This window comes from Treponema sp. Marseille-Q3903 (assembly GCF_014334335.1).
Classification (GTDB): domain Bacteria; phylum Spirochaetota; class Spirochaetia; order Treponematales; family Treponemataceae; genus Treponema_D.
The window spans coordinates 1254557-1273121 of sequence record NZ_JACSEU010000001.1 but is presented as its reverse complement, the minus strand read 5'-3'; the positions used below and the strand labels follow the sequence as shown (position 1 = coordinate 1273121).

18 protein-coding genes are annotated in these 18565 nt (G+C 37.9%); 9 read left to right on the top strand and 9 right to left on the bottom strand.

The genetic code is table 11. The features are described 5' to 3' along the window. Positions 1-25: 25 nt before the first annotated feature. From H9I37_RS05745 to H9I37_RS05720, 6 genes are all read left to right on the top strand, one after another. Entirely contained in the window at positions 26-1486 is a 1461-nt protein-coding gene (locus tag H9I37_RS05745) for a DUF6937 domain-containing protein (RefSeq protein ID WP_187381501.1), read from the top strand. Between the two features lie 20 nt (positions 1487-1506). Next, positions 1507-2172, top strand: a complete 666-nt coding sequence (locus tag H9I37_RS05740) for a TetR/AcrR family transcriptional regulator (RefSeq protein WP_187381500.1) — start codon at positions 1507-1509, stop codon at positions 2170-2172. A gap of 32 nt (positions 2173-2204) precedes the next feature. After that, a complete protein-coding gene (locus H9I37_RS05735) occupies positions 2205-3575 on the top strand; it encodes an MFS transporter (RefSeq protein WP_187381499.1) in 1371 nt (456 codons plus the stop codon). A 25-nt stretch (positions 3576-3600) separates the two neighbouring features. After that, a complete protein-coding gene (locus H9I37_RS05730; RefSeq protein ID WP_187381498.1) occupies positions 3601-4344 on the top strand; it encodes a DUF3298 and DUF4163 domain-containing protein in 744 nt (247 codons plus the stop codon). 123 nt (positions 4345-4467) lie between these two features. Beyond that, positions 4468-4671, top strand: a complete 204-nt coding sequence (locus H9I37_RS05725; RefSeq protein ID WP_187381497.1) for a cation transporter — start codon at positions 4468-4470, stop codon at positions 4669-4671. Positions 4672-4698: 27 nt separating this feature from the next. Continuing rightward, on the top strand, positions 4699-5646 hold the full coding sequence (locus H9I37_RS05720; RefSeq protein ID WP_187381496.1) for a D-2-hydroxyacid dehydrogenase: 948 nt from the start codon (positions 4699-4701) through the stop codon (positions 5644-5646). Between the two features lie 6 nt (positions 5647-5652). Here the strand turns inward: H9I37_RS05720 and thrC are convergent, their stop codons facing one another. Beyond that, entirely contained in the window at positions 5653-7065 is a 1413-nt protein-coding gene (gene thrC / locus H9I37_RS05715) for a threonine synthase (RefSeq protein ID WP_187381495.1), read from the bottom strand. 60 nt (positions 7066-7125) lie between these two features. Further along, on the bottom strand, positions 7126-8091 hold the full coding sequence (locus H9I37_RS05710; RefSeq protein WP_187381494.1) for a hypothetical protein: 966 nt from the start codon (positions 8089-8091) through the stop codon (positions 7126-7128). Positions 8092-8326: 235 nt separating this feature from the next. Here H9I37_RS05710 and alr point away from each other — a divergent pair, with 235 nt between their 5' ends. Further along, positions 8327-9511 carry an alanine racemase gene (alr, locus tag H9I37_RS05705; protein ID WP_187381493.1) on the top strand — a complete coding sequence of 395 codons (1185 nt, stop codon included), beginning with the start codon at positions 8327-8329 and terminating at the stop codon, positions 9509-9511. Between the two features lie 21 nt (positions 9512-9532). On the opposite strand, the gene H9I37_RS05700 is transcribed toward alr, so the two are convergent. The 7 genes from H9I37_RS05700 to flgF all read right to left on the bottom strand — a co-directional run bounded on the left by H9I37_RS05700 (position 9533) and on the right by flgF (position 16360). Continuing rightward, entirely contained in the window at positions 9533-10876 is a 1344-nt protein-coding gene (locus tag H9I37_RS05700) for a bifunctional folylpolyglutamate synthase/dihydrofolate synthase (RefSeq protein ID WP_187381492.1), read from the bottom strand. Between the two features lie 51 nt (positions 10877-10927). Then, positions 10928-11473 (bottom strand): (d)CMP kinase, encoded by a 546-nt coding sequence (gene cmk, locus H9I37_RS05695; RefSeq protein ID WP_187381491.1) that lies wholly within the window; start codon positions 11471-11473, stop codon positions 10928-10930. A gap of 11 nt (positions 11474-11484) precedes the next feature. Then, positions 11485-12351 (bottom strand): YicC/YloC family endoribonuclease, encoded by an 867-nt coding sequence (locus H9I37_RS05690; RefSeq protein WP_187381490.1) that lies wholly within the window; start codon positions 12349-12351, stop codon positions 11485-11487. Further along, positions 12348-13880 carry a UDP-N-acetylmuramate--L-alanine ligase gene (murC, locus tag H9I37_RS05685; RefSeq protein WP_187381489.1) on the bottom strand — a complete coding sequence of 511 codons (1533 nt, stop codon included), beginning with the start codon at positions 13878-13880 and terminating at the stop codon, positions 12348-12350. The genes H9I37_RS05690 and murC overlap by 4 nt, the downstream gene beginning before the upstream one ends. Positions 13881-14083: 203 nt before the next feature. After that, positions 14084-14596 (bottom strand): rod-binding protein, encoded by a 513-nt coding sequence (locus H9I37_RS05680; RefSeq protein ID WP_187381488.1) that lies wholly within the window; start codon positions 14594-14596, stop codon positions 14084-14086. Between the two features lie 153 nt (positions 14597-14749). Next, positions 14750-15544 carry a flagellar basal-body rod protein FlgG gene (gene flgG / locus H9I37_RS05675; RefSeq protein WP_187381487.1) on the bottom strand — a complete coding sequence of 265 codons (795 nt, stop codon included), beginning with the start codon at positions 15542-15544 and terminating at the stop codon, positions 14750-14752. Positions 15545-15556: 12 nt separating this feature from the next. Beyond that, positions 15557-16360, bottom strand: a complete 804-nt coding sequence (gene flgF, locus H9I37_RS05670; RefSeq protein WP_187381486.1) for a flagellar basal-body rod protein FlgF — start codon at positions 16358-16360, stop codon at positions 15557-15559. 301 nt (positions 16361-16661) lie between these two features. Between flgF and H9I37_RS05665 the strand changes: the two genes are divergently transcribed. Together H9I37_RS05665 and H9I37_RS05660 are read left to right on the top strand one after the other, a co-directional pair. Further along, entirely contained in the window at positions 16662-17960 is a 1299-nt protein-coding gene (locus H9I37_RS05665) for a glucose-1-phosphate adenylyltransferase (RefSeq protein WP_187381485.1), read from the top strand. Positions 17961-17962: 2 nt separating this feature from the next. Continuing rightward, a complete protein-coding gene (locus H9I37_RS05660) occupies positions 17963-18508 on the top strand; it encodes a hypothetical protein (protein WP_187381484.1) in 546 nt (181 codons plus the stop codon). Positions 18509-18565 lie beyond the last annotated feature (57 nt).

The window sequence follows — 18565 nt, the reverse complement described above, 5'->3', positions numbered from 1 at the left end:
GAGCAAGTTTGAGGTAATTTTGCAAATGGAAATATTTGGAAACCGTGTAAGCAGAAAAGCTGAAAATAAAGCTATAAAAAGACAAAAAAAATTCATCAAAAAGTTTGGAGACGATAGGAACAAAGAATATCATCTCGGGCTCGAGGACAATTCTGTAATCACAAGTCATTTCGGCGCAAAAAATATAGTCATAGCTGATGAAAAAAATCTCGCTATGCCTGAAAAACCTATAATCATCGGCAATATACGGATGGGTTTCGGTCATTACAGAATCTCAATGGCGATGGCATCAGCAGCGCATAGACTCGGATACACTCCGCTTTGGCTCGACCTCAACTCGTTTCCACAGACAACTTGCACAAAAATAATCTCTTATCAAAATTATCTATATTCAAAAGGCTCTCGTCTCTCTCAAAAATGTTCTTTGTTCAATAAAATCGTATGGGAGCCTTTAAACTACAATGGTTTTAAAAAACTTTCATACAATGTCGGCGACCAAAAAAATGCAGAGCTGATGACTCCTATCTTCCGTGAAATACAAAAAGATACGCCTTTTATGGCAACTCACGTTTGGCCAGCTCAAGCTGCAATCCATGCAGGGATGAAACATGTCGTAAATGCGATTCCCGACAACTGGCCGATGGCGCTTCATCTTGCAGAAGGGGCGCTCCACACTGTTCAAACTTATAACTGTTATTTCGGATATAAAACGCTGCACGGCTTTGACGGTAAAAAAATATTAAAACCGATGGCTGATAAAGATATTATTTACACCGGGCATTATGTCGACGATGAACTTGTTCAAAATATTGAAGAAGACTGCGAAAAAAGGTGCGACCGTGCAACAAACAAAAAACCGCTTAGATTCCTTCTTTCGATCGGTGGGGCTGGCGCTCAATGTGATTTTTTTGCAAAAATTATAAAAGCGCTGATTCCTTATGTAAAGCAGGAAAAAGCGTGCATATATTTAAACTGCGGGGACCATCTCGATGTATGGGAAAATATGGAAAAAAGAATCATTGAGCTCGGCGGACAAGAACTGTTCCATCCCCACTTCGACAACTGGAAAGAGCAAATCGATTTTGCAGACAAAGCTGTCTCTAACACCGATGATTTTTCTTCCAGCGGAATTCATGTATTTTTCAACAATGATATTTTTGCAGCAGTCTACATCACAAATCTTTTGATCAGGGCAACAGATATTCTTGTCACAAAACCGAGCGAGCTTTCTTTTTATCCTGTTCCGAAACTTTTTATCAAACGTATCGGTGGTCATGAAATGTGGGGCGCAATTCATTCTGTCGAGATTGGAGACGGAACTCAAGAATGCGAAACTCCTGAATACGCATGCTTTATGATTGATTTGATAATGAAAAATCATTCAATAATAGTCGATATTTGTTGTAATATATTAAAAAATAAAAAAATGGGAATTTATGACGGCGCATATAATGCTGTAAATGCCGCTATAAATATGGCAAAATAATGTCAAATATGGAGAAAGTTATGACAGAAAAAGAAAAACTTTTAGAGGATAAAGACGAGATTAAAAATTTGAGGAAAAACAGAATCTTGCAGAGCGCTTTCACTTTTTTTTCTGAAAAAGGGATCGACACAATCGCAATGACAGATATTGCAAAAGATGCCGAAATCGGAGTTGCATCGCTTTACCGTTATTACGAAACAAAAGATGAAATTGCAATAAAGACTGCTATGTGGGCATGGGAAAACCAAAAAGAAGATATCATGCCGGAAATCGAAAGCGCTGATTATGAAGTTAAGACAGGACTTGAACAGCTTGATTTTATCTTTGGAAAATTTGTAAAACTTTTTGAAAATGCGCCGGACTTTCTGCGTTTTATTTATTTTTTTGACTCTTATGCAGTTCGTACAAAAATTGCACAGGAACGGCTTGTTGATTATGAAAAGATGATTGGCACAGTTCAGGAAGTTGTTTCAAAAGCAATCAATAAAGGGATTGAAGACGGCTCTATTGATAAAAAATATGCAAAAGATGAAGAGAAGCTTTATTTCACAACGATGCATTCGCTTTTCAGCACGGCTCAAAAACTCACTTTGAACAAAAATATGCTTTCAATCGACTCAAAGACAAATGGCGCAGAGCAGCTCGCCCTTCTCGCAAAAATTTTGATTGCAGGAATTAAAGCATAATTTTATATAGAAAAACCGGAGGATTGAAAAACATGAGATCTTTGACAAAAGGAAAGATGTGGTGTTATGCAATCGGTCAACTCGGATGGTCAATCCTGAGCGGTCTAATTGCGTCATGGCTCGTGTATTTCTACCAGCCGAATCTTGAGGCTTTAGCAGACGGAATGATTCCTCTTGTTCCACAAGGGCGAATCGTTCTTGGAGTTTTTACAATTATCGGTGTTGTTACAGCTGTAGGCCGTATATTCGACGCAGTTACAGACCCTCTAGTTGGAAGTTGGTCAGATAAATGCAAAAGCAAACTAGGAAGGCGTATCCCATTTATGCGATTTTCGGCAATTCCGCTTGGGCTTGTTTTTTTGCTTGTTTTTTGCGCTCCTGTTCAAAAAATAAGTGCGCTCAACAGCGCTTGGGTTTTGATAACTGTGCTCGGATATTATTTTTTGATAACTTGTTATTGCACTCCTTACACATCGTTGCTTGCAGAGCTTCCACACAATCAGGATGAAAAATTAAAACTCTCAATGTCGATTTCACTTACATTCATAGTAGGAACATGTACAGGTTATACAGCTCCTTATATCTGGAAATCGTTAGTTGCCACTGGGATGGAACTTGTCCCTGCAATGAGAATCGCTTTTGCTATTCTAGCAATCATAGCGACAGTTTTTATGCTTGTCCCCGCATTTGGAATAAATGAAAGAGATTATTGTGATGCGAAGCCTAGCGAATTAAACATGTTTTCATCCCTTGCAAAAACATTTAAAAATAAAAACTTCCGCGTTTTTGTCTATCAGGATATCATATACTTTTTTGGAATAGCGATGTTCCAGACAGGTCTGCCGTTTTTTGTCACAACAAAAACGCTTTTGGGCTTAGACGTAGCATGGACGACAATAATGTTCGGCGGACTCACATTTCTCTCGCTCTGCTTTTATCCGTTTGTGACAAAGATGAACGCAAGATTTGGAAAGAAAAAACTCCTCGTAGCTGCTTTTGTCGGATTCTTTTTGACATTCACAATCACTGGTCTTTCGGGGAAAATATTGGGACTTCCTGTTTTGGTTCAGGCGGTTGTAATCGTCGTGATAGGCTCGTTTCCGCAGGCAATATTTGGAATAATTCCACAGACAATTGTTGCAGATATCGCTCAGAGTGATGAAATTGTGACAGGAGAAAACCGCAGCGGAATGTTTTATGCAGCGAGGACATTCGCCATGAAAGCAGGACAAAGCCTCGCATTGCTTATGTTCACATCATTAGCAACTCTCGGCACTGACGGGGTTGGCTACAGAATAGTCGCTTTTACATCAGCCGCATGCTGTGTTGCAGGAGGAATTATAATTTCTTTCTTCAACGAAAAGAAAGTCTGTGATATAATCAATTCAGTTAAAAAAGTATGATAACTTGCACAAACAGAGGTCTGTTTTGAAAAGATTTTATAGTCGAGTATTTTTTTTATTCATTTTTATTTTTTGTATTTTATCGCTTACATCTTGCATAACAAATAATGTAAACGGAAATTCTCTTTTTCACTCGAGATTAAATGCTGAATATAAAACAATAGATATTTCTGAAAACATTAGTTATCTCAAAACAAAAATAAAATACCCGGAATTTACAAAATATTCCGAATTAAACCGCTATATATCAAACATGGTCAACAGCAATTATAAAAATTTCAAATCTTATTCAAAAAATGAATGGGAGCAGATAAACACAATCAATTCTCACAACGATTTAGAAACAAAGCTGCCGCCGTTTGAATACAACACAACTTTTGAAGTATCAAAATCGGATCAAGTGATAAGCGTTTTACTGAACACATATATTTTTACAGGAGGAGCACATGGAAACACAACACTAATTTCCCTTAATTACAATGTAAAAGAGAACAAGTTTATCAATATTGTGCAAGCGTCCGGGCTTACAATCGATGAGATTTCTTCAATCAGCAGGAAATATCTGACAAAAAAACTTATAGACGACAATAAAGCCTTGAAAAATATTGCAGATAAAGATTTTATGCAAGAGATGATCAATACAGGTGCTTTTCCGCAAGCAGGTAATTTTGAAATATTTTGTGTAGATGGAAAAAAAATCTACGTTTATTTTGAACCGTATTCCGTCGCTCCTTACGCTTATGGAATTCAAAAAGTTCAAATAAAATAGAGGCTTATACCACATTATGAGCAATTATTGAAACTGATTGCAATTGCTAAAAGGATTCATTTAATATATATTAAAACTATAAAAAATGAAAAATTTAAATATTATGCTTTTATGGAGTAAAATATGCAGAAAAAGATTTACGTAGTTGGTATGTTTGATGATGGGACGGCTGGAAAAGTTCAGGCAGCTGTTGCAGCCGTTGCTGGAGTTACAAACTGCGTTGCAAGCTGTGAAAAATCACAAGTTCTTGTAGATTACGATAATGACAGTGTAATCGATTCAATCAATTCTGCAATTTCCGGTTGTGGTGTTGAAGTTTTAGATTAATTTCCCCTATCCGATTCAAGGAACAATATGAAACTCACGATACTTGATGGTCATGCGGTGAATCCAGGAGATTTGCCTTGGGATAAGTTTAGTGATTTGGTTGATATAACCGTATATGAACGCACTCCTCAAGAACTTGTCATAAATCGCATTGGAGATTCCGATGCGATTTTGTTAAATAAAGTCAACATCACGGAAGAAGTCTTTGCAACATGTCAAAATCTGAAATACGTTGGCGTTCTTGCAACCGGTTACAATGTAGTCGATATTGAAGCGGCAAAACGCCATAAAGTAACAGTGACAAACATTCCCTCTTACTCTACCAATTCCGTCGCCCAGCATGTATTCAGCTTCATCTTAAATTTTACAAATCAAGTTGAACTTCACAACAACTCCGTTCACAATGGCGAGTGGATCACTTGCCCGGATTTTTGTTACTGGAAATCACCTTTGATGGAATTGTCAGAAAAAACTCTTGGAGTATTCGGATACGGCATGATAGGAAAAAAAGTCACAGAAATTGCAAAAGCATTCGGGATGAATGTAATCTGTTGCACAAGGACAGCGCAGGACGGAATGCCGAAATCTGTAACATTTGAACAGATGATGCAGCTGTCCGACATAGTCACACTTCATGCCCCTCTTACAGAAAAAACTAAAAATATAATAAACAAGGCTTCATTAAAACTGATGAAAAAATCGGCGTATTTGATAAACACTGCGCGCGGAGGATTTGTAGTTGAACAAGAACTTGCAGACTGCCTGAACTCAGGGCAAATTGCAGGTTATGCAGCTGATGTCGTTTCCCAAGAACCGATGAACAAAGATTCTCCTCTCTTGACCGCAAAAAACTGTGTAATCACGCCGCACATAGCGTGGTCACCACTTGAATCAAGGAAAAGGCTGCAAAATATCGCTTACGATAATCTCAAAAACTTTATAAACGGAACGCCGACTAACTCTATAACAAAATAAAATAAATTAGCGGTTAGCCAGCAACCAATCTTTGAACATGTTGTAATCGTTTTCCATTGAAACTGCCATGTCCGGTAAACGCATCACCTGTCCCAAGCGAGACGGCATTGGAGGTTCCTTGCCGATTGCATCTTTTACGATTGAACCGAATTTTGCAGGAGAAGCTGTTTCGAGGATTATGCCGACTGCTTTTTTATCTTTTACTGCCTGCGCCCAAACAGGAACATTTGGTGTGAGACCCGGAACATTGAAATCATTTTTCTGACCGTTCATCAATTGCTCCATAGCGCCATTTCTTATATCGTTCCATGCAGACCAACCGATTGCTCCATGCGGGTCTATGATATAACCTGTTTTATCGTTGCAAGATTTTATACCGGCGATGATTCCTTCATTGTTCTGCCAGTATGAAGCGAACAAAGAGCGGACTGTTTCAAGCGTGTACATTGCTTTTATTCGTTCATAATTGCTCGGAGCTCCGACATCCATGGCATTCGCAAAAGTTTCAACAGAAGGACGTGCATTATAGTCACCTGTAGCAATCCAGTCAGGAATTGTCCTGTTTGAATTTGTTGCTGCCGTAAAACCTGCAATTGGAGCTCCCATCTCTTTTGCTATCAAACCTGATGTAAGGTTTCCAAAATTTCCCGACGGTACAACCATTATGATTGACGGGTTGGAGATTTTATTGTCTAAAGCACAGCGATTTCTGACAACTAACGAAGCATACATGTAATAAAAGCTCTGCGGCAAAAGGCGTGCGATATTGATTGAATTTGCAGAAGAAAGCCTGAGTTTTTTTCGAAGTTCATCATCTGTAAACGCAGTCTTTACGAGTTTTTGGCAATCATCAAAAGTACCTTTCACTTTGAGCGCACGGACATTTCCTGTAAAAGTAGAAAGTTGTTTTTCCTGTAACGGACTGATTTTTCCGTCTGGATAAAGGATTGTAACATCAAGTCCTGATACACCATGAAAAGCGCTTCCGACAGCCGAACCTGTGTCGCCTGATGTTGCAACTAAAATATGAAGCGGAGTATCTTCACTTTTATTAAAGTACGACATTGCCCGAGCCATAAAACGAGCACCAAAATCTTTGAAAGCGCATGTAGGTCCGTGGAACAATTCAAGGACATAAGAGATTGAATCAAGTGGAACAATTTTCGGCTGGAACGGATATGCGTCTTGAATAAGAGAAACCAAATCGTTATCAGGGATTTCACCTTCAACGTAAGGTTTTGCCATATTAAAAGCTACATCTCTAAAAGAAGGGGCAGGATCTTTATTCAAAAGACAACTTTCAAGTTTTGGAAAACTTAAAGGCATGTACAATCCGCCGGTTGCAGGATTCATACCTCCCATCACAGCCTGTTTAAAAGTAACTTTTACACTGCTGTCCCTTGTGTCTGTATAAATCATATCAGTCCTCGTAAAAATATAATCAGTATTTATATCTATAAGCCGTATATAAGCCGTATATCAAAGCCCGTATACTAAGGCATCGACAACTTCTTTAGAAAGCTGTTCTTTACCTTTTGAAGTGCATTCTGTCCAGTTTTTTCCAAACGATTCTTTTTTAAATATTTTATTAAATACAACTGCACCGTCTTTCATTCTGACCGCAGTTATATCAGCAGAAAATGTGCATGAATATCCGTTTCCATCTTCAAGAGCTGCGACAGGCGTTAAATATTTAACTGTACCGACAATCAAATACCCGTATGCATTTTCAATAATTTCATAATTTTCTTTGTATAGAGTTTGAATTGATTTTCCTATGTATGACGTTTCATTTACAGGGGCATTTCCTACAAGTGTCATTCCGCGTGTTCTGAATTCAGAAAGAATCTCATAAGAATTATTTACAGGTTTATCTTTTTCGTTAAAATCCCAAACGAACAAAACAGCCCCAGTTTTTATGATATCTGATTGAACTTTCCATCCAGCAGATACCCCCATTTTTTTGCATTTGTCTAAAACTTCTTTATTGTCAGAAATAGGCGTCGGATAAAAGTTGACAACTGCATTTGCAGAAAAAGAAGGAACATCAGGGACAAATGTGTAACTTCCATCAGAATTAGTAAGAATATCAATTGTTGAATAAGAAATCACATCATCATTTTTTGAAGACGGATAATCGACAGTAAGCTTAAAACCGCTCAATGGAGTTCCGTCTTTATCTGTTGCCAGAACTGTAAATCCTGATTTGAAAGATTCACCTACCGAAGTTTTTTTTGGAAAAGATTTCAATTGAATTTTAATGTTGTCAAGAGATGCTGTAAAAGATTTTTCAGCGGAATCTATTGAATTGGCAGCTGTTTTTTTATAAACCGAATGCTCTTTATTCGATTGATTTTTTTCATTATTATCTGAAGGCACAGATACACAGCTTGCAAGTGCAACAACTAACGATACAACAATTATACTTTTGATTTTTAATTTCATAATTTAATACCTATAACGCTATATAGCACTATATTATAATTTATTTTATAAATTTTACAATAAGTATTGAGATTTATTTATCATAAACATTATAATGAGAAGAAAGCATAATATATAAATCAAGGCAGATGAAAAATCAAAATCAGCTGCTTTTTTGGCACCGGAAATTAATGAATCTGTCAAAAAAATTAATTTTTGATGACGTCATCGCCGCCGTTTTTCAGGATTTACGATAATGGAACGCTGTACAAAAGCAATTATTTATAAAGAAAATCTAAAATTTAACATCGAACAGATCAAAAAATATGTAAAGACTGATGTAAAAATCTGCATCGCAGTAAAGGCCGACAGCTACGGTCACAACGCAGTTTTGACATCAAAACTCGCTGAAGAATTAGGAATAGATTTTGTCGCCGTCGCAACTGTTGAAGAAGGCGCAGAACTTAGACAAAATGGGATTAAAACTGACATTTTGCTTTTGAGTTTGTGCACTCCAGAAGAAATGCCAAGCCTTTTTGAATACAATATCACGCCTCTTGTATTTTCAAAAGAATACATAAAATTGATTTCCGATATCGCTGACGCATTTTACTCCCCTGCAACTTGCATAAAAACTGATAAATGTGATTCTAGATTCCCTGTTCACCTCGCTGTCGACACGGGGATGGGAAGAATCGGCTGTTATCCTGATGAAGCCGGCATTCAGGCAAAAATGATTGACAGTTCAAAACATCTCAAACTCGGAGGAATGACTACACATTTTGCAGTGAGCGATTCTCTTAAAGAAGACAATAAAAAATATACAGCTCAGCAGTACGACGAATTCACAAAAGCTGTGAACAATGTCTGCGATATGGGACTTGAACCAGGTATTCGCTCTTGCAGTGCGAGTGCAGCCTTACTCAACGACGAACGCATGCATTTTGACATGGTCAGACCCGGAATCATAACTTACGGCTACTATCCTGATGAAATAACAGAAAAATATCTAAGTTCGATTGGAAAAAAAATTGAAATAAAACCTGTTCTTTCATTTGAAACAAAAGTTGTCGCAATCCGCCGTATTGCAAAAGGAAAATCTGTATCTTACGGAAGGACGTGGCAGGCCCAAAATGACACTGATATTGCAGTTCTTCCTGTTGGATATGCAGATGGATTGTTGCGCCGTTTTTCACCTGGATTACAAGTCACAATCAACGGAAAAAACTACCCTGTAATCGGCAGAATATGTATGGATCAGTGCATGGTAGATATTGGAAAAGACAATAAAGATGTAAAACTCTGGGATAGAGTTGTTATTTTTGGACCAAAAGAATGCGGTGCTTTGAACACTGCCGATGATTTAGCAAAAATCGGAGACACTATCTCTTATGAAGTTTTAACTTCGTTGAGCAAGCGTGTAAAGCGAGAAATAAAATAAAATAAAATAAAATAAACAGTTTTATATGCTGTTTATAAACTGTTTTACTTCTGAGACAAGATAAAAAGAACCTGTCACTAAAAGCAAGTTTCCATTCTCTGCAGAATCGTCAAAAGCTTTTTTTATCATCGTTTTATAATCAGCATCTGCTGTGAAATCAATTCCGGCAGCATTAAAAGCCTCTTTTTCAGAATCAAGATTTGATTCTTTTTTATCACCAGGGCGCGTGACATACACGTGCTCAAACCGATATTTGCACAACATCGATATATCTTTGACATCTTTATCAGCGGCACAAGCGAATAATAGATTTACTTTTTTTGCGCCGTACAGTTTATTCAAAGTGTCGATTGTAAGACTGATGCTGTTTAAAGTGTGTGCACCGTCGAGAATTACAGCAGGAATATCGTCATACTTTTTTATTTTTTCAACAATTTCAAAGCGACCTGGCAATTTTGCTTTTTCGAGCCCACGTCTGATAACATCTTCATCGAGGTTTGGGAGTATCTTTTTAACTGCAATCGCTGCCATTGATGCGTTTAGAATCTGAGCTTTTCCAAGCATCTGCAAGCTTGCATCAATCTGGTGATTAAAAAGATTGCTTTCAAGATGAATATTCATCTTCTTAGATTTTTCATCAAACTTATAAGATGAATGATTTATGAGTTCTTCGACAAAATAATAAGGGGCATGCCGCGCTATTGCCTTTTCACGCAACACAATTTTTACATTTTCAGACTGCTGTGGGGCGATTATGACAGGCGTACAGTTTTTTATGATTCCGGCTTTTTCCGCAGCAATTTTTTCAAGAGTGTCGCCAAGAAATTCCGTGTGTTCAAGTTCAATAGCATTTATGCAGCATATTTTTGGTCTGATGATATTGGTCGCATCTAGTCTGCCTCCAAGTCCGACTTCATACACAGCCCAGTCAACTTTGGCGTTTCTAAAGCATAAAAATGCATACAATGTCACCAATTCAAACCACGTAATAGGTCGCTCTGCGGGAAGGCTTTCAGGAATAATGGAATTGATGTTTGGAATAAGTTCCTTTATAGTCTTTTCGTATATTTCTTCAGACAAAAAACAAGTCGGCTTACATATACGCTCCCTAAAATCAGTGATGTGAGGAGACATGTAAAGACCTACATTGTATCCGGCTTCCTGCAAAATACATGCAATCATTCGAGAGACGGAGCCTTTTCCTTTTGAACCTGCGACATGAACACAAGGAGCATAGTCCTGAGGATTATCAAAGCGTTTACATAGATAATCAATTGTATCTAACCAAAATATATTTTTTTGAGGGGCACGTTCAAAATTTAAATAATCGTCGAGCCACTCTTGAAAAACGTCTATAGCAGTCACATTCATATTATAATAAAACAGAGTTTCGCCGGTGATTTTTTTTCACCGTGTTTACTTTGTTATGAGCTCCTTTTCTTCAAGTTTGTCAATGATGATATCGACAATCTGTTCCGGAGTTTTTGAATTGACGTCGATGACGATATCTACAAACTGATAGTCGTTGTTGTCGATTCCATAAAATGACTTGTATCGTGACGTATCTTCTCTGTCACGCATTGCAGTAAATTCTTTAATCTGATTCAGATCGCCGCCTTCTCTCATAAAGACTCTATTTGCTCGAGTTTCATCATCTGCATGAAGGTAAACTTTCAAGTCTGCGTTTTTTAGCATCCAGACTGCAAGGCGGCTTCCAAGAATACAAGGCTCTTCAAGAGCGAGTTCAACCTGATGTTTATCTACGTATTTATCGTAAAAGTCATCATTTTTTGCAGCGGCAATCACCTGCTCAAGTGTCATATTTTTTTCTTTAGCAAGTTGACGAAATGTATAATTTACGAGTTTTACTCCAAGTTTTTTAGAAAGCAATGAGGAAACTGTAGTATTTCCGCAACCTGACTTTCCGCTGATCGCAACTCTGATATCTTTGTTTAATTTCATAAAAACCTCATCTACTCAACATTTTTACTCTGCTCACGGATATTCTCAAGGCTGTCTTTCGCTGTAATCACCATCGCTCCAACTTCTGCAAACTGATTTTTGCTGCCGATTGTGTTTATTTCACGGTTCATTTCCTGACATATAAAGTCGAGTTTTTTACCAGGAGCATGATTGTTCTCTATTTCATTTTTCATCGCCTCAATATGGCTGGCAAGGCGGACAACTTCTTCGTTGATTGTATATTTTACAAGCATCGCGGCAGTTTCTGACATGATTCTGTTTTCATCGGCATGCTCTCCAAGAAGCTCTTTAAACTTGGTTGTAATTTGTTCCTTAAAATAAGTTTCCATTTTCGGCAGCCATTCTTTAAAAAAAAACGCGCATTCTTCAAGTTTGCATAGCTTTTCTTCAAGGTCTTTTTTCATATTTTTGCCTTCACGCTGCCGGTCAAAGATAAATTTTTTGAAAGCAACATCAAAAACAGGGTCAATCATCGTCTTGTATTTTTCAACATCGTAAACTTTATTTGAATTAAGCACACCGGGCTGAGCAATCAAAAGGCTCAGCGGAATATCTGATGAATATCCTGTAGCTTCCGCAATTTTTTTTATTGCGTCGAGATACGCTTTTGCAGCGACAGTATCGCTCGATATCTGTACATCAGTTTCGAGTTCTTTTATTCTGATAAAAACATCAACTTTACCGCGCATAACTTTTTCACTGATTTTAGCCCGATATAAACTTTCAAGCTGATTGAGATACGGCGGAAGATTTATCGTCAAATCAAGAAAACGGGAATTCACAGATTTTATTTCAACGCAAACAATCGCCTTTTCAGAAGAAACTTCTTCGCAGGCGTATCCTGTCATAGATGTCATTTTAATTTCTCCAAAATAGCTTTTCCAACTTTCCAGTTATCTCCGGCTCCCATTGTAACAAATATATATCCATCATTGTATTTTTTAGGAAGTGGTTCGTTTAATTTATTATATATAAAATCTACAGCACCTGACGGTTCTTCAAAATAATGAACTTTACTAGGCTCCGCACCGGAGAGTTTTGCATGTTTTACAGTCTCTTCATAGAGAGAGCGCCCTGTTATCTTAAAATCAGATGCATTTTCACGAGCTGAACTGTAGATTTTATGAAGGATAATTTCATCTGCACATTCTGTGCTCGATGCAAACTCTTTTAAAAGCGCCTGAGTGCGGCTATACGTATGGCTCATAAAATCGACAATCAGTTTACGTCCCTTGTAAAATTCACGATACCCTTCGAGCGTCGTCCGAACAGCAGTCGGATGATGTCCATAATCGTCGATTACGATGACAGAATCTCCATTTTTATTTTTTCCGGTTCCGACAATCTCGCTGCGCCGTTTGCCGCCGGAAAAGTTTTCAAGACCGAGCGCAATCTGCCTAACATAATCGATTGGTTCTTTTCCATAAGTGCGCAAAAGCTTACACACTAGGGCAACTGCTCCACATGCATCCATAACTTCGTGGCGACCGGGAACACGGAGAAAAAACTCATCATCAAAAAGAGCAATTTTAAATTTATTCCGTTCATTTTCAACGTTTCCAAAAGTGAGCTTAAATTCACCATCAGCTTTTGTACCGTAAGGAACAAGATTGATATCATTTCTTTTGTTTTTTGCGATTTCGGCAACTTCCACAGCCCCGTCATCATCTGCACAGTAAGTTAAATCACCGCCATCCGGCAATTTACAAACATAGTCTACAAATGCATCTCTGATATCCTGATAAGTCGGATAATAATCTTCATGGTCAGATTCGACAGAAGTCAAAAGAATTTTTTGAGGGCAAAAGCTCATAAAATGACGCTGATATTCACACGTTTCAGCAACAAAGATATTTTTGCCTTCGTGATTTTCAGAGATTAAAGGCGATGTATAAGTGCAAGTGTTTCCAAAAGAATTTATCATCGAGCCTGAAAGAACTTGGGCAGGCAAATCTATTTCCTTCAAAATAGTGCCTATAATGCCCGACGTAGATGTTTTTCCGTGAACTCCGCAGACGCCGGCAGAATATGCGCGAGAACTCCAAGAGCCTAAAGCCTGAGTGTAAAGCAGACATGGAATTCCGCGTCGAGTTGCCTCAATCAAATCAGGATTTTTATCGAGTTTGTAAGCCGATGAATATATCACATACAGAGTTTTATCTGTGATATTTTTTTTATCAAAAGGAAGCGCCTTCAGACCGAGTTTTTCAATAATTTCGTCAGTGTAAAAATATTCACTTACATCAGAACCTGTGATAATTGCACCGTTGTGAAAGAGAATTTCAACAAGCGCTGCCATCCCAGTCCCTTTTATCCCGACAAAATGTATATGAACATTGCGTATCACTTTCGGCAAAGACAAAGTCGTATTGTTTTTGATTTCCATAAAAGTATTTTATCACATTTAAAATATAATATACAGCACAATGAAAATTGCGTGTCGGCACAATGGAAATCGCATGCAGCTTATAATGAAAACTGCGGCGAAAAATGAAGATTGAAAACGACATTATAACGTAAAAAAAATCCCACCGGTCGACGACGCGATGGGATTAGAAAGAATGTAAACAAATATATTAGAGCAATATATTATACCAAACTTAAATAAATCTGATCTGCAAGTCCAAAACCTGCATTTTTTGTCATAGAAGCCGCATACTCATCGTATAGCATGTCTTCATAAGTCTGCCTTGCAAAATCAGAATCTTTACCGCGCATGACAGTTTTGCGCATCTCTGAAATCATCTGTTTTACAAAATAATTTTCAAGCTCCATAGATTTTTCGTAAAGTTCAGATGTTCTGTCAATATCTTTAGATTTTACATGAGAATTCGCCTGATTGACAGCTGCTCCTGTCGGTTTTGATTTTTTGTCGCTGCTAGCTGTAAAAGTGCCTTTAAAACCAGATGTGTAATCGCCATTCAAACGACCTTTTTCTGCAATCTGCTCTGATGAAACAGTTCCCCGTCTGTCGTTTTGCGAAGTCAATCTTTCTAAAAGCTCCGAAAATTTTGCGCTATCCGCATTGTTTTTAACAGACGAGAGGGCACCGTTTCCGTTTGTTATGCCGCTAAAAGTATTTCCAACTAATCCTACATTCATATAAAAAATTCCTGTAAAAATTTATTCGTAAACAGTAAACAATTTTCAGTGCACTGCTCACGCTTTCCCGCTGATTTATATTGTCGACAAGATTAATCGTTTACATATATCTTTGTCTATCTTTGTCTATCTGCGGTATATGCGTGAATCACACTATCTCTTAAGATTTACCGCACTGCTCAACATATTATCAGAAGTCTGAATTGTTTTGCTGTTGAACTCGTATGCACGCTGTGCGACAATCATCTGAACCATTTCATTTACGACGCTGACATTTGACATTTCCAAGAATTTGTGGCGGGTGTCGCCAAATCCTTCGTAGCCGGGACGACCTGCAATCGCTTCTCCACTTGCAGCCGTAATTTTAAACATGTTGTCGCCTTCCGCTTGCAAACCGACTGCATTTGGAAAACGATACAACTCAATTTGACCAACTTCAACAGGGTCATTGCCGCCGTTCACTTTTACGCTCACAAGACCTGTCTGTGTTATGTTCAAAGTTGAAACGTCGTAACCTTCCGGCAGAATAATCTCCGGCTGCACTCGAAGCCCACCGCTTGTCACAAGCTGACCGTTTGAATCAACTTTAAAAGAGCCGTCGCGAGTGTAGGCAAAACTTCCATCATATTTTTGAATGCGGAAAAAACCTTCCCCAACAATTGCAACATCTGTATCTACGCCGGTGTTTTGCAATGAACCTTGATTCATTATTCTCTGTGTCGCACCGACTTTAACGCCTGTCCCCTGCTGAATTCCAACAGGAGTAACTGTATCTTCAGTTGCAGGAGTTCCTGCAAGTTTTAAATTCTGATAAACCAAATCTTCAAACTCTACACGCTGTTGTTTGTAGCCTGTCGTATTTACATTTGAAAGATTGTTTGAAATCGCATCAATATTTGCTTGCTGACCGTTCATCCCGGTCGCTGCTGTCCATAAACTTCTTACCATTTTTTACCCACCTTAGCTTAATTCGGCAACTTTCTGCCAGAGTGTGCTCATCATAGAATCTTGAGACTGAATTGTTTTCTGATTTGCTTCGTATGCACGATTTACTTCAATCATCTGAACCATTTCATTCACAACATTTACGTTGCTAGTTTCCGAATATCCTTGTAAAAACTTTGGACGCTCAGCTCCCTCCGCAATGTGAGCCGGACCCGAAATATCGTTAGAGGAATAAAAACTTTCTCCCATTTTCTTTAGGTATCGTTCGTTGTCAAAGCGAACAATCTTAAAACGGTCGATCTGCTCTCCGTTATCGGAGCGTGTTATGATTCCATCCTCGTTTATAGTAAATTTATCATCATCTACAAAAATATATCCATTTTCTCCAAGGACAGGATACCCATCCTTAGTTTCAAGGATTCCTTCTTTGCCGACCAAAAAGTTTCCGTTGCGTGTATACCGCTCACCGTTTGGTGTCTCAATAGCATAGAACCCTTTTCCGCTCAAAGCTGCATCGGTCTTAGTATTTGTGATTTTGAAAGACCCCTGTGAAAAATCGGTGTAGTTTTCATTTGTCTCTACACCAAGTCCGAGTTTCCCGATAACAGGAGCCGTATCATAGCTGCCCATCCCATTGGGAATCTGATTTACCCCGTCCATATTCGTACGTCGAAGTAAAAGTTCTGAAAATGACTTGCTTACAGTGACATCGCGTTTATAACCTGCAGTATCAACATTTGCAAGATTATTTGCGATTGCATCGAGTCTGTTCTGCTCGGCATTCATTCCTGAAGCACCAATGTACCAGCCACGAATCATAATTTTGCCTCCTGCATTGACCTTAATAACGGTCTTTTGCAGATAGCAAAGCATTCTGTTTGCTTTACTACCCTAAAAATTTGTTTACATCTCTTTTATCATCGGAAATGAAAAAAAATTGTTTAGGTAAATTCTTCAAAATGAAAAAGTTAATTTTGTCTCTGAAACTAGCGCCACATGGTAACTTTTGTAACTTTGTAGCATAACATTGCAAGCTCTAAATAAATTTGCAAATACTGATTTTCGGTTTTATACTGATGTTAAATAAATATCCGGCATCATGCAAAAAAGGAGTCATACTATGCCTATAGACGAAGAGCCAAGAGTTTTGGCAATTATTTTGGGTGGAGGAAAAGGCACACGCCTTTATCCATTGACAAAGGAACGGTCAAAACCGGCAGTTGCTTTTGGTGGAAAATACAGAATAGTTGATATTCCAATTTCCAACTGTATCAATTCCGGATATAAAAAGATTTATTTACTGACACAGTTCAACTCGGCTTCACTGCACCTTCACATCACAAAGTCGTATAATTTTGACCGTTTTTCTGGCGGATTTGTAGAAATCCTTGCTGCAGAACAGACTCTCGAACACAGCGGATGGTATGAAGGAACAGCAGATGCGGTTCGCAAAAACTTTATTCACTTTAAAACACAAAAACCAACACATTACATCATCCTTTCCGGGGACCAGCTTTACAAAATGGATTTGCGCGCATTCATGAATGAGCATATTCGCTCAGGTGCAGAAATCACAATAGCTACAACAGCCGTAAATCGTAAAGATGCTTCTGGATTCGGTATAATGAAGATTGACGAAAACAACAACGTTACGCAGTTCATGGAAAAGCCGAAACCTGATATGAACATCGATGCATGGAAAATTCCACAAGAAGCGCGCGGAAGTTTGCCGAAAGAAAAAGAATACCTCGCTTCAATGGGTATTTATATTTTTAACGCAAAGACGATGGAAGACATGCTCGGCGGCGAAAACGAAAAATATACTGATTTTGGAAAAGAGATTTTGCCGCTTGCTATCGGAAAAAAGAAAATAAATTCATATATTTTTGACGGATATTGGGAAGATATCGGAACAATCCGAAGTTTCTACGACGCAAATATAGCTTTGTGTGGTCCTAACCCTGAATTTGATTTTGTCGGATATCAAAAACAACCGATATACACACACATGCGCAATCTTCCACCATCCAAAATCAATAGTGCTGATGTAAATCACTCTTTGCTCTCGGAGGGATGTATCATTACAGATGCAAAAATAGAAAAATCTGTAATAGGTGTGCGCTCAATAATAAAAGAAGGCACAAAACTTTCCGGAGTTATCATGATGGGTGCCGATTATTACGATTCTGAAGAAGAAATAAATGAGTTCAAAAAAGAAGGAAAACCTTTTACAGGAATTGGCAAAAACTGCCAGATTTCAAACACAATTATCGATAAAAATGCAAAAATCGGCGACAACTGTAAGATAGGTATAACAGGTTGCAAATATGAAGACGGTGACCACGGCGCATTCTACAGTGCAGATGGAATCATCGTAATCCGAAAAGATGCCGTAATTCCTTCTGGAACAGAAATTTAGTTATGACTGATATGTATGACAAACTAGGGGACTTACTGAACCAAGCTCTGGAAAACGGTAAGATTCCCAATGAAAATGCTCATACAAGACAGACAGATGAAGACCGGAATTTCAGTGAAGACAATATGAAATCCGGTCTTTTTAATTTTAAAAATCAAAAAGAAAAACAAAAAAATGAACAGGACTTTGAAAAATCAAAAGTCTACACAAAAAATAAAGATACAAAAAAACAAAAAAATCAATGTGATAACAGGAAAAACACTCAAAAACATACTGCAACCGTCATAAAAATGTATAAATATACACAAAATATACAATTTCCAACACAGATATTACACGCAATGTATACGCTAGATATAGCGTACCCATTCACGTCTAGTAAATTAAAAAGTCAATATCACATCGCATTGAAAAAACATCATCCGGACACGAGTTTTTACAAAAGCACTATACAAAACACTGAAAATGTATACAAAAATAGACAACTTTCAATAGACGAGATACAGACTGCATACGAAACTCTTAAAAACTATTTTGAGATAAAATAATAGACATGTATTAAAATTTATACACAATATGACCGTATATTTTACTATACAGTATTT